Here is a 12940-nt window from a genome sequence, read left to right as displayed (position 1 = left end):
AGATCTTTTACAAGAGTGAATGTCAAAGATTGTGTATGGAGCAATTTAAGTGGTATTTCTTCTACTGTCAAAAACAAGAGTGAGTCCGAATATATTCAATATTTTTACTAATAAGCAATGACTGCAACACCATGACAAGCTTATCAAATTGCCAAGCAATTTTAGCATAAGTGGACTGACAAGATGAACGCAGCTTTTCGTAATAACGAGCAAGTTCACTACTTGCAAACTTACCAATATCACTGTAATAGCAACTGGATAAACCAAACTTTTCCGCGCGTTTAGGATACCAACCTGCATAAATTAATGAACAATCTAAAATCTCTTCTAATTTACGCATATTATTTTCATTTAAGTCACTTAATAACGCATGAGCAAATACAATTTCTTTTAATTCAATATTATCGATATTGCGAAGCAAAGCATAGACCATAAATGCTTCCAGATCATGATCCAAGGTAATACCCGTCATATTTTGTCCATCAACGATCAATTGATAAAATGCCTCAGTAGAAGTTTTTGGAACTAGCATAAGCGTTACCCCTCAAGAAGTTTATTATTTGTACTTATATTATAGATCAAGAAGAACAGATCAGATTTATTTTCCATAACGTATTTTCAGCATTTCATAAGCGGCTCTGATACCCATTGCCTCACCACCTTGTGGTCGTCCTGGCATACTTGAAATATTCCACGCCATTAAATCAAAATGTAACCACGGCGTATTATACTCAATAAAAGACTCTAAAAATAAAGCCGCACTAATACTGCCAGCATAAGGTGCAGAAGCACAGTTTTTAATATCTGCCACATGACTATCCAGTAACTTTTTGTAAGGTTTAAACAATGGCATACGCCAAACTGGATCTTGTATTTTTTGTGCCGCATGCTCTAACAATTGAGAAATCTCATCGTTATTACTAAAGAATGCTGCTATTTCAGTGCCAACAGCAACTCGTGCAGCCCCTGTTAAAGTTGCAAAATCCATGATTAAATCTGGTTTCATCCTTGATGCTTCTGTTAACGCATCAGCTAAAATTACTCTCCCTTCTGCATCCGTATTACTAATTTCAACCGTACTATCATTGTACATTGTGATGATATCACTTGGACGATAGGCATTGCCACTGATAGCATTTTCCACCGCCGGAATAAATACCGTTAATCTTATTGGCAAGGGCGTATCCATAATTAACCGCGCAAGACCCAAGACTTGAGCCGCGCCTCCCATGTCCTTGTGCATCAAAAGCATACCACTTGCTTGCTTAATATCCAATCCTCCTGTATCAAAGGCAACACCTTTACCAACAAGCACAATATGTGGATGTTCTTTTTTACCCCAATCTAAACGAACTAAGCGTGGCGCACGAACACTAGCGCGCCCAACTGTGTGAATACCACGGTAACCTTTTTCGTAAAGCTCATCACCAATAATTTGGGAAAATTCAGCCGAAAAAGTTTGTGCAAGCTTTTGTGCTTGATGTGATATCTCTTCTGGTCCCATGTCTTGGGCAGGAATATTAATCATATCGCGCACAAGATAAATTGCTCTTAAAGCTTTCTCCACTTCAGCATATTTCTTTGGCAAATATAATTTAATCGAATGGGTTTTCTTTTGTGTTTTATAATTTAAAAATTGATAACAACCTAGACCAAAAGCTAAATAAGGTAGTTCTGATTCTAATACTGAATATGGATCAATAAGTTCATAATCGTGATGTGGTAAATCTTTAGCTAAGTTTCCCAATGCCCACATATCATTTGGATTAATTGTGATAATTGCTTGTTTTAATTTGCCATGTATATCAAAAAAAGTAGCTGTTTTGCCTGAGCCTGGAATAAAACCTTGTCCAGCCAATATATTTTGAATAGACTTATCCGCATGCTGCTCTACCCATTTGTGATACTTTTCAATTGGAATAACAATTAACTCAATTGCCTGTGGACGATGTGTTTTATAAAAGCAAGAAAATGCCATATCAAAAGCCTCATTTTTAATTATTTTAAAATCACGGATATGTTACTAGATTGGAAAAATTTTAGCAGCGCTATTGAAGCAAATTATGATTTAAGCCATGAATTAAAAATTTGAACGTCTTTTTCAGACAAGGTGCCTGCATCCAATTTTAACTGCAACACCTCAGTAATATATTTATATTTAGCGCTTGCAAGTAAAGATGCACTTTCATAAAACTTTTGTAGCTGATCCAATACCTCAGTAATGGTTGAGCTACCAACTTTAAATCTTGCTTGATATTGTTTATAAGCTGCTTCTGCGGCAAGAACTGACTGCTCTAATGCTTGAATTTGCCTTGCGGTTGAAACCACAGTATAAAAGTCTGTTTCTATGTTTTGTTTAATCGTACGTTTTTGATTTAAGGTCGTAAACTCTGCTGCCTGATAGTTAAATGCTGCCTGTTTTTTTGTCGCATAATCACTACCACCATTTAAAATATTCCAAGTTAAGGTCACACCAATGTACCCATTTTTATAATTCCCTATTGGTACTCCTGCTGCACCTGTGGCAAAATTGCTACCTGAGTTATCATTGATAGAATAGTTAGCAACTAAGCTTACGTTCGGTAAGAAATTACCATTTGATGCAGCTAGTGTTTCTTGTGCTGCATTTTGAGTATATACCTGAGCTTTCAAAATAGGATTATTAGTTTGTGCCTTTTGTATCCATTTATTTATATCATTAGGTTGAGGATTACTAAAATGCAATTTTTCTTGCAAGTCTGCCAAATTCTTATTTTCACCTCCTGTGTATTGATATAAAGCAAAATAGGTCGTTTGTACATTATTGTCAGCAGCTTTCAAAGATGCGAGCACATTATAATAATTAGATTCTGCTACTTTGACATCAACACTAGTAGATATCCCAACTTTGAGTTTTAATTTGGCTTGTTCAAGTGCACTTTCGACAGCTTTAAGCTTAGCCTGCAAAAAATGAACCTGCTCTTTTGCATTTAAAACATTAAAATATGCTGTTGCTACATCCAAGATAAATTGCTGTTTCTGTGCATTATACGTTTCTTCTACACTATATGAGATTTGTTTCGCTGCTTGATATTTCTGATAAGAACTATAATCAAATAGCATTTGAGTCAATGTAATACCTACATTATAATTACGATAACTTCCACTTTGAGTTGTTTGATCTTTTCTGATTAATGTCGCTCCCGTTGCTAATCCTAAATTGGGTAACAATTTACCAAGACTCACACTTTGCTGTGCTCTTGTTGACTCCATGGTGTATAGATTCGCTTTATACTGTGGTGAGTTATTTAATGCTTGTTGATATATTTCAGATAGATTCTCAGCATTTGTAGTTTGAGCCTGCAATGCTGATATACTTAGCAATCCAACAAACATTCCTAAAAGTACTTTTATGTTAAAGGTCATACCTTTTTTCCTAGTTCATATTAATTTTTATCATGATTAATTAAATATGGTCAATATTATAGCCGTTCTTTTACCCATCCGTGTACTGATGTCATGGCAGATGGTAAATTTTGTGGATTATTACCACCTGCTTGCGCCATATCAGGACGCCCGCCACCTTTTCCATCCACTTGGTTAGCTATGAAATTTATCAACTCACTTGCTTTGATTTTATCAGTAATTGACTTACTAACACCTACAGCAATTTGTGCCTTGCCCTCACTTTCAGTTGATAGAACTACCACAACTTTAGATTTTTGTGCTTTATATTGATCAACTTTTTCTCTAAGTATACCCATATCAACGTTTGGCAATAGTGCGGATATTAAAGTCACATCCGCAATCTGTTGTTCTCTAACTTCTATATCACTACCTCCAGCAAGCTGCTGTTTTAAAGTTTTGATTGTTTTATCGTGTATTTTGAGTTGTTGTTGTAACTTTAGAAGCTTATCTAATACATTATCATCGCTTGATTTTAAAAGCTCGTGAATCGTAGCCAATACTTCCTCCTGCGCTTCTACATATTGCTCGGCAAATTGACCCGTAACGCCCTCAATACGACGCACCCCAGCTGCAATCCCTGATTCAGCGACAATTTTAAATAAACCAATATCCCCTGTTTGTGTAACGTGCGTGCCACCACAAAGTTCAATAGAAAAATTACCCACTCGAAGTACACGGACAATGTCACCATATTTTTCACCAAATAAAGCCATCGCACCCATATTTTGTGCTATGGCAGGCGTCGTTTCGATTGTTTCTACCACAATATTCTGACGAATAACAGCATTAACTAAATGCTCAACATCCCTTAATTGCTTCACTGTCACTGCTGATGGATTTGAAAAGTCAAACCTAAACTTACTTGCCTCAACCAATGAGCCTTTTTGCTCAACGTGAGTACCAATTACCTCTCTTAACGCCGCATGCAATAAATGTGTTGCCGTATGATGTGCTGCAATTGTGATACGAGTCTTATCAATTTGTGCTGTAACCTCATCTTCCACATTAAAGTTACCTTTAATAACACGTCCAATATGCAAGTACGCCTCACCTGACTTCTGTACATCTTCTACTTGAAACACACTACCTAAAGCATTAATAACACCTTTATCAGCAACTTGCCCCCCTGATTCTGCATAAAATGGTGTTTGGTCCAATATAATTACACCATTTTGTCCTTCTGATAAGCACATAACTTTTTTCGTATCGTGATAAATTTCATTAATAGTGGCATCTGAAACAATGACAGAATAACCAACAAACCTGGTTTTCACTTGACTTTTGATCATCTGGTTATAATCCACATCAAACTTACTGGCAGATTTAGCACGCTCTTTTTGTGCTTCCATACAAGTTAAGAAACCTTGTTCATCAACGCTTAAATTGCGCTCGCGTGCAATATCTGCTGTTAAATCAAGTGGGAAACCATAGGTGTCATAAAGCCTAAAAGCGATATCTCCGGGTATGATAGAGTCAGTAAGGTTGCTGATACTTTCTTCTAATATTTTCATACCATTACTAAGTGTTTTTTCAAACTGTTGTTCTTCTTTTTTAAGTGCTTCTTTAATCGATGCTTGCTTTAACTTTAAGTCGGGATAAGCATCTGCCATCACTTCTACTAAGGTAGAAACGAGTTTATAAAAAAACGTCTCTACTGCCCCAACCTTATGACCATGACGAATAGCACGCCTAATAATGCGTCTTAATACATAACCACGACCTTCATTTGACGGTAATACACCATCTGCAATCAAAAAAGCACAAGCACGAATATGATCAGCCAATACCTTTAATGAAGGATTATTGAAATCGTCACTATTTGTTATTCTCGCTGCTGCATCAATAAGTTTTTGGAACAAATCAATTTCGTAATTGCTATGCACATGCTGTAAAACAGCAGCAATTCTTTCTAACCCCATACCAGTATCCACCGATGGATTAGGTAATTTCTCTAAGGTGCCATCCAAAAGTCGGTTATATTGCATAAAAACCAAGTTCCAGATCTCAATATAACGATCACCATCTTCTTCAAGGGTGCCAGGAGGACCACCTACAACTTCCTCACCATGATCATAAAAAATTTCTGTACACGGTCCACAAGGTCCTGTATCACCCATAGACCAAAAATTATCTTTTGCTCCTATGCGTGATAAACGCTGTGAGTCAATACCAACTTCTTTTAACCAAATCTCCTCAGCTTCTTTATCCTCTTCAAAAACAGTTACCCATAACCTATTTTGAGGTAATTTTAAAACTACTGTTAAATACTCCCAAGCAAAAAAAATAGCATCACGCTTAAAATAATCACCAAAACTAAAGTTCCCTAGCATTTCAAAGAAAGTATGGTGACGCGCTGTATAGCCTACATTTTCTAAGTCGTTATGCTTACCACCAGCCCGAAGACATTTCTGAGCTGTTACGGCTCGGCTATACCCTCTTTTATCTACGCCTAAAAATACATCTTTAAATTGCACCATCCCAGCATTAGTAAATAAAAGTGTTTCATCATTGGTTGGCACTAATGATGAACTTGCAATTGGTTCATGTCCTTTAGCCTTAAAGAACTCAATAAAAGATCGCCTAATTTCATTTGTTGTAATCATGGTAGCTCACTTTGGAAAATACTATTTTAAATCATCGAGTAGTTTACTATGAACTAAGTGAAGTCAAAAGTGATTAGCGCCATTTTTATTTCGTCAACTTTGCTTCATGAATGACTTATCTTTTATGACTTATCTTTTTTCGATATCGGTAACATCAGCTGGCTTAAATGAAAGGTTTTATTGCCTAGAATAACCTGGTTATAAACCACGAGATTTCGAAGGATATTTTTCACATATTGCCGCGTCTCACCAAACGGCATGATCTCAATCCACTGATCCGCATTCATTGTGTGTTCTGGTAGCCAATTTGCAACATTTCCTTGTCCAGCATTATACGCAGCCATCCCCAGCACCAGTTTGCCATTAAAAAGCTTATCCATAAAATTTAAATTAGCCGCACCCAGAATAATTACTTTATTGGGTTGATATAAGTCACCGTCTTTATAATCTAAACGATATTTCTTTGCTAAAAATTCGGCTGTAGAAGGTAACAACTGCATTAAACCTGTGGCACTTGCTGATGATATGCCATGCACGCGAAAGGCTGACTCTTGACGCATCATCGCGATAATAACATCTGGCTGTATCTCAAAGTCCTTTGCTGCCTTTTTTACATCTGACCAAAAAGCCAATGGATATAACCCTACTAAATCATTCACGGCACCAGAATTGCCATAAGCACTAACCGAAATTTGGTAAATCTTGTCATCATGGGCAAGTTTAGCAATTGCCAATAACTCTTCACGTGTAAAACTATTCATGCTCCAGCGCCATAGTGAATAAGATAAACCATACTCTCCTATCTGATATAAATCAAAAACTTGCTGTACAGTAAGATTGTTTTTCATATTTTTAATTACATCAAGGGCAACAATTGCATTCTCATTAGTAAGTACATAGGGAAGTTTCAATACATCTGCTGATAAAAATCCATAGTAGCTTAATTGTTTTGCAAGCTCAGTAAATATAGGCTTAGCTTTATCCATTTGCTTTAATGCTGCCAAGCTTTTTGCCTGCCAATAACGCCATTCATCAGCACTTTTCAAGTCAGTAGATAGTTCATCATACCATTTTAAATAGAGCTTATAATCCTGCCAATATAAAGCCGTACGTAAACGCCACTGCCACAGCAAACTTGATGCATATTCGCTTTCAACTAGCTTAAGCCATGTCAATGCTTCTTTATGATGACTTCTCGCAAAATCAATTGCGATTTCAGCATTAATGAGATTAATCGTTTTATCATCTAATAAACTTTTCTGCTTAAAGTCTTGCCAAAATGATGCAGCATAATACACATCTTTAGCAGACAAGTTGTCCATTACACTCACAATTGCAGATGAAAAGCCATTAATCTGATGGTACTCTTCTACCCAATCAATCATAAATTTTTTAGGGTTTTGCGATGCTTTTAACCATAAACCATAAAAACCTTGGAGAGTTTTATTGTTAGTTTTATTTATCCATTTTAAGGCTTGGTCAACATAACCTGTAGTAGCAAGTGCATAAGTTTTTAAGCGAATCTCTCTTTCACTTGGCATAATCTTATTCTGCCAGATAGTTTCGAAATCATTACATGCTTTAGGCAAACGTACGCGTGACAACCAAAGTTTGGTAAAATCTGCCAAAGCTGCTTCTTGCTCTCCAGTTGCATACTTAGCCTGAATAGCATAACACTGACCATTTACACCCAAGTTCCCTTCATAATATTGCAGAAAACGTGACCAACTTTGTTTACTGATATAATAGTTAGCCAGATCTTTTCTTAATTCTGCTGCCCAGAAGCTGCCTTGATTCACTTTTAAAAAGTCTTCTATTGTCTGATCTTTAAAATGCTCTGGATCAGATAAAATTTCTTGATATTGCAAATAAGTATATAATGGCGTTTTTGTTAGTTTTGCTTTGACTTGATAATAGGCTTTATAATTTTTTTTCGATAGTAAATCTTTAGCTTTATAATACTCGGCAATTTCTGCCTTATCCATTCCATAACTAAAGGAAAATGTTGTTAATGCCAAACCTAAAAACGCCAAAAGTATCAATCGCATACCTTTAATCCATCTTATTAAATGTAAAAACGTTTATCATTTAATAAAAAATATGGTGCAAACTCAACCTGATTAGGTAATTTATAGTCACTAAATTTATACATACACCTATACACTAATATTTGATTTTTTATGCTCTTGGTAGAGTCACCCCTGTCTGCCCTTGATATTTTCCTCCTCGATCCTTGTATGAGGTTTCACAAACTTCATCTTGATTTAGCGTATTCAGTTAGGAATAAATGCCCTCAAAAAAGCAAGACACATTAGGTAGGAGCTCTTACAAACTATTTTTCCAATCTTTTGTTTTGATATATTACCAATAATATCATTTCTAAAAATTCATAAGAAAATAAAAAATATACAAAATTTAACTTTTTTAAATGTTTTATATTGACACATAACCGTTTTTTTTACTCTTAGCGAGATGAGATTTTTTGTAACTTATTTACATTAAGTTTAATCAAATTTATATCAACCAACTCAATATAGGAGCGTTTTTTATGGATGCAAAAGAAATTATGAATGATTTTTTTTCTGGTCAACTTGCGTCAAGTAAAGTAAATAGTGATTTGCGTAGAAGTTTTGTTACTTTTCAGAATGCCGAAGGGTAATAATCATATTCGCGTAACTTCAGAGATACTTATGAGTTAAATTTTTAAAAATCTATACGATAAAAAAGATGCCGAGGACTAATTATTCCGGAAAGTGTGTTTTTATGCGTTTTATTTTGAGTTTTGGGAGAATGGTTTGTTTCTTGTTTTTGTTAGACCGCCTCAAGCGGATCATTATAACTCTGTATCCACTCAAGAAGACCCTATTATAACTTCATTTTTAGGTTTCGTGGATAACCATGTGGAGGGTAACCATGAATGTATAGTTAAAGATTTCGTCTTGAATCCAGACTTATCTAGCGCAGACTACCTTCTTGGTGAAGATAAAATTTATATTATAGTTTCACGGGAAAGAGGTTCAGTACCTCATTATGCTGTTCGGTTGGCAGAAAATGTAAAAAAGCATTATCCAAAAGCAAGTGTTAATATTTATGGGCAAATAGCAACAGCAAGTAAAAAACTCAGGAAATATATAAATACTGACATCAATTTCGTTATTCATAGTGAAATGGAATTAGCCAAATCAGTAGGATTAACGGTAAAAAGTCCTTATATTCACTCTATACATTGCAAACAAACACCGTACTATATGGGATCAATAGTTTCTAAGGAAAAGGAAAAACTTTTTACTGCTGCAATAGAAACTACTAGAGGCTGTGTTTATAAGTGTGATTTCTGTTTTGTTAATAATTTTACAACATTCCCATCTAGATGGAGCACAAGGAGCAATAGTTTAATCATTAGTGATATTGATACATATTACAAGGAGGGTATTAGGAAATTCTTCTTTTTCGATTTGGAATTTTTAGGAGCAAACAAAAAATTTCACAAGGAACGTAAAGAACTGTTGAGACTCATATCCATAAAGTTTCCAGACATTAATTTTATGATATATTGTCGAGCGGATACTCTAGAGTTATTTAATGATTATGATTTGTTAAAGAAGGCTGGATTATATAATGTCTATATGGGGGCGGAGTCATTTTATCAAAGTGATTTAGATCAGCTTAACAAACATTTAAAAAGTGAAACGATCAAAGCTAGTGTAATCAACCTATTAGACAGGGATATTAATATATTTTTAAGCATGATCCCATTTAATAGAAATACTACTATATTGTCCTTGAAGCATAATATAAAGACTTTAAATGACTTTATGACTCATGAAAATGCCAGCTGCCTTAGAGTACAGACTATTTTATTAAATATAGAGCATAGTTGGGATAATAAAGGCTTAGAAAAGTATTTATTTAGTGACATGACTTATACGAAATGGACAATGTATTTTCGTTCCCAAAACACCAATAAATATGTATTCAACACTGAATTTGAGCCATTAATTGAAGTCTTACGATCATTATCATATGAGAATGAAAAGAAAAGTACGGAATTAAATTTTGCCTATTTGCATGAAATTAAGCCTATTCAAAAAGGAATTGAAGCCTGGTTTGCTAACCTTGATAAGTTTAGTTTGTATTTAGCAAATTATTATGTTGGCGAATTTGAGAAAGGCTCATTAAAAATGTCCAAGGAAAGCATTAAGAAAAATCAAATATTATTATTTGAGATGATAGATCTCTTTAATCAAAGATTCTTGCCTAAACGGCTTAGTGAAACATGTACAAAAAATGAAACAATATTGACGCATGATGGCAATAAAGTCTATATTGGAGACCATGGATTCGATGAGGTTATTCCACCATTAAGTGAATACCATGCCTATGTAAATAATATAAACATGGATGTAACTGAGTGAAAATTCTCTTAAGTGAGTCTCAATTAACGGTAAGTTATTACCTGTTCTTTTCATTTTATAGATTTATCATCACGATGAAGTTTCCGATTTTAACCCTGTTTTTATTAGATATTGGTTTTTCTATTGTAAGTATTGGTGTTGGTTATTCCATTATGTCAATAACAACCATATTAGGCATACTTCCATTGAGCATACTAGCTGATATGTCTAACCGTAAACTAATATTTGTCTTTGGCTTAATAATAGAAGCTTTCTCTGCATTGTTGTTTGCATTAAGTGACACTCTATCATTGATGTATGTGGCATTTGTTTTTTGGGGTCTAGGGATGGCAACGTTTTCAGGTGTGCTGCAAGGATGGTATGTTAATAGTATTCATAAATTACAATATTCTATCAGCAAAACTAAGGTTTTTAGCAAAACACAATCTCTGTCAAATTTTGCAACATTTTTAGGGATTGTTTTTAGTGCATTCATGACTCAACTTTATCGATACGCTTATACGTTCAAATTAATATTTGTGCTTTTATTATTTTACACCGTCACTATATTTTTGGTCATTGATGGTAAATCATTAAAGTCCCATGATGCTAATTTTTCATTTTTTAGGCATATATATTTTTTTCGTGATAGAAAGTTTTTAATGGTTTTGATTTTTTTTGCAATATTAGGTTTTATCTATAACGGTTATGCGGTTATTTGGATGCCTGTATTTCAGAATATACTTGGTGACACAATGCATTACTCATTGCTTGTTAATTCCAGCATTTATGGCTTGATCTACTTGCTAAGCGGATTGTGCGTTATTTGGTTGTATCGCTACATTGAGCTAATATCAAATAACCTGATGTGGCAAGTGGTTGTATTGCGATGGTTATTTTCAATTAGCTTTATTATGATGGGTTTTTTTGTGTCTAATATAGTTGTATTTGCTATTATGACATTGAGTATGTTCGTTTTTGGTGATCTTGAATATGGACCGTTAGGTGAGCTAAACAATACCCTATTCAAAGATAGTAATCGTATTTTTGGTTTATTATCTTTAGCAGCTGGTGAAAGAGTATTAGCTAGTTTTGGTGGGTTTAATATCACGTTAATTTATAAATATTTTGGTGTTGGCAATACGCTGATTTTTATCGGGGTATTGTCTTTTGTATCAACGTTAACATTATTATGGGTGAGAAATGAATAGTATTAATAACTTTTATGAAAGCATGCCGGAAATATACGATACTATTCCCCAAGATTGGGACTTTCGTGGTTAAATCCTGAATCTAAAAAACTACTTACAAATAGATAAAATTCATATGTTAGAGCTTTGTGCAGGACCTGCAAGGCATAGTCTGGCTCTGTATACAATTAAAAATGATCCTAAAGCCATCGCTTGCATTGATAGTAGTCAAGCAATGCATGACTACGCTATCAATAAAGTAGGGATTTCTGAGTGCATATTTCTCTTATTTCTACAACTTCAACAGAAGAATTAACATACTCTTCGAATGAATATATTCATACTTTTGAAGACATAACATTTATATGCGATTTATTATCTTTCTCATGCAAACAAATTCCACATGTTTTTTTGCCTCACTTTAACCACTCAGAAAACATTAATTATCGTATTATATTTCACAAAAGTCAGTCAAAACAAACATACAAACTGGCAGGTTATCTTTTGGCTGCGTATATTGTTTTTACTTTCTTTTCTAGTATTAGGTTACACGCAACACTCTTATATTCTTGCTATCAGCATCTTTATATTACTTTATTTAACCAGTTTTCTGGAAGCCCCTATCATACAATATGTTCTAAACCAATCCATTAATAATGAGTTTAGAGCAACTTTACTTTCACTTGAAATGACTACACGTAGAGTGTTCTCTGCCATAGGAGTATTACTATGTTTTTGGCAACGTCACCCCTGTTTGTCCTTGATATTTTCCTCCTCGATCCTTGTATGAGGTTTCACAAACTTCATCTGACTGATAAAACAACATTTGTGCTACACCCTCATTAGCGTAAATTTTAGCAGGTAAGGGCGTGGTATTTGAAAACTCAAGGGTTACATGCCCTTCCCACTCAGGCTCAAGCGGAGTCACATTCACAATAATGCCACAACGTGCATAGGTTGATTTGCCTAAACACACGACTAAAGTATCGCGTGGAATCTTAAAATATTCCACCGTGCGCGCCAGAGCAAACGAATTAGGCGGGATGATGCAGACATCACCCACAAAATCGACAAAGTTATTGTGATCAAAATCCTTAGGGTCAACAATCGTGGAGTTGATATTGGTGAAAATCTTAAACTCATTGGCGCATCGCACATCATAGCCATAACTTGAAGTTCCAAAAGAGACTATTCTCCCCTGCTCATTATGGCGTACTTGTCCGGACTCAAATGGTGAAATCATCTCATGTTCTTTTGCCATTGTGCGTATCCATTTATCGGATTTTATACTCATTTTTTCTCCTCG

The 12940-nt window shown here is 34.8% G+C and carries 9 protein-coding genes and 1 pseudogene; 3 read left to right on the top strand and 7 right to left on the bottom strand.

Annotation, left to right across the window (positions count from 1 at the left end):
* Positions 1-67: 67 nt before the first annotated feature.
* The 6 genes and pseudogenes from DNJ77_RS01525 to dcd (DNJ77_RS01500) all read right to left on the bottom strand — a co-directional run.
* Positions 68-532, bottom strand: a complete 465-nt coding sequence (locus DNJ77_RS01525) for a hypothetical protein (RefSeq protein WP_116963236.1) — start codon at positions 530-532, stop codon at positions 68-70.
* A 66-nt stretch (positions 533-598) separates the two neighbouring features.
* Positions 599-1978 carry a leucyl aminopeptidase family protein gene (locus tag DNJ77_RS01520; RefSeq protein ID WP_116963235.1) on the bottom strand — a complete coding sequence of 460 codons (1380 nt, stop codon included), beginning with the start codon at positions 1976-1978 and terminating at the stop codon, positions 599-601.
* A gap of 83 nt (positions 1979-2061) precedes the next feature.
* Positions 2062-3405, bottom strand: coding sequence for a TolC family outer membrane protein (locus DNJ77_RS01515; protein ID WP_116963234.1), 1344 nt, complete (start codon positions 3403-3405; stop codon positions 2062-2064).
* Between the two features lie 56 nt (positions 3406-3461).
* Positions 3462-6050 carry an alanine--tRNA ligase gene (gene alaS / locus DNJ77_RS01510; RefSeq protein WP_116963233.1) on the bottom strand — a complete coding sequence of 863 codons (2589 nt, stop codon included), beginning with the start codon at positions 6048-6050 and terminating at the stop codon, positions 3462-3464.
* Positions 6051-6172: 122 nt separating this feature from the next.
* Complete coding sequence (locus tag DNJ77_RS01505) at positions 6173-8098, bottom strand: lytic transglycosylase domain-containing protein (RefSeq protein WP_116963232.1); 1926 nt, start codon at positions 8096-8098, stop codon at positions 6173-6175.
* Positions 8099-8228: 130 nt separating this feature from the next.
* Positions 8229-8318 (bottom strand): annotated as a pseudogene (gene dcd / locus DNJ77_RS01500) (dCTP deaminase); the annotation flags it as partial.
* Between the two features lie 527 nt (positions 8319-8845).
* Between dcd (DNJ77_RS01500) and DNJ77_RS01495 the strand changes: the two are divergent.
* From DNJ77_RS01495 to DNJ77_RS01485, 3 genes are all read left to right on the top strand, one after another.
* The gene (locus tag DNJ77_RS01495) at positions 8846-10465 is read left to right on the top strand and encodes a radical SAM protein (protein ID WP_157966545.1); all 1620 of its coding nucleotides are present in this window, start codon (positions 8846-8848) and stop codon (positions 10463-10465) included.
* Positions 10462-11655 carry an MFS transporter gene (locus tag DNJ77_RS01490; protein WP_157966544.1) on the top strand — a complete coding sequence of 398 codons (1194 nt, stop codon included), beginning with the start codon at positions 10462-10464 and terminating at the stop codon, positions 11653-11655. Before DNJ77_RS01495 ends, DNJ77_RS01490 begins: the two co-directional genes overlap by 4 nt.
* Positions 11656-11770: 115 nt before the next feature.
* Positions 11771-11950 (top strand): hypothetical protein, encoded by a 180-nt coding sequence (locus DNJ77_RS01485; RefSeq protein WP_116963229.1) that lies wholly within the window; start codon positions 11771-11773, stop codon positions 11948-11950.
* A gap of 411 nt (positions 11951-12361) precedes the next feature.
* Here the strand turns inward: DNJ77_RS01485 and dcd (DNJ77_RS01480) are convergent, their stop codons facing one another.
* Complete coding sequence (gene dcd, locus DNJ77_RS01480; RefSeq protein ID WP_116963228.1) at positions 12362-12928, bottom strand: dCTP deaminase; 567 nt, start codon at positions 12926-12928, stop codon at positions 12362-12364.
* Between the last annotated feature and the right edge of the window lie 12 nt (positions 12929-12940).

Source organism: Fastidiosibacter lacustris (genome assembly GCF_003428155.1).
GTDB classification, from domain to species: domain Bacteria; phylum Pseudomonadota; class Gammaproteobacteria; order Francisellales; family Francisellaceae; genus Caedibacter; species Caedibacter lacustris.
Note: the sequence above shows the minus strand (reverse complement) of the source record. Positions and strands in the feature narration are given on the sequence as shown.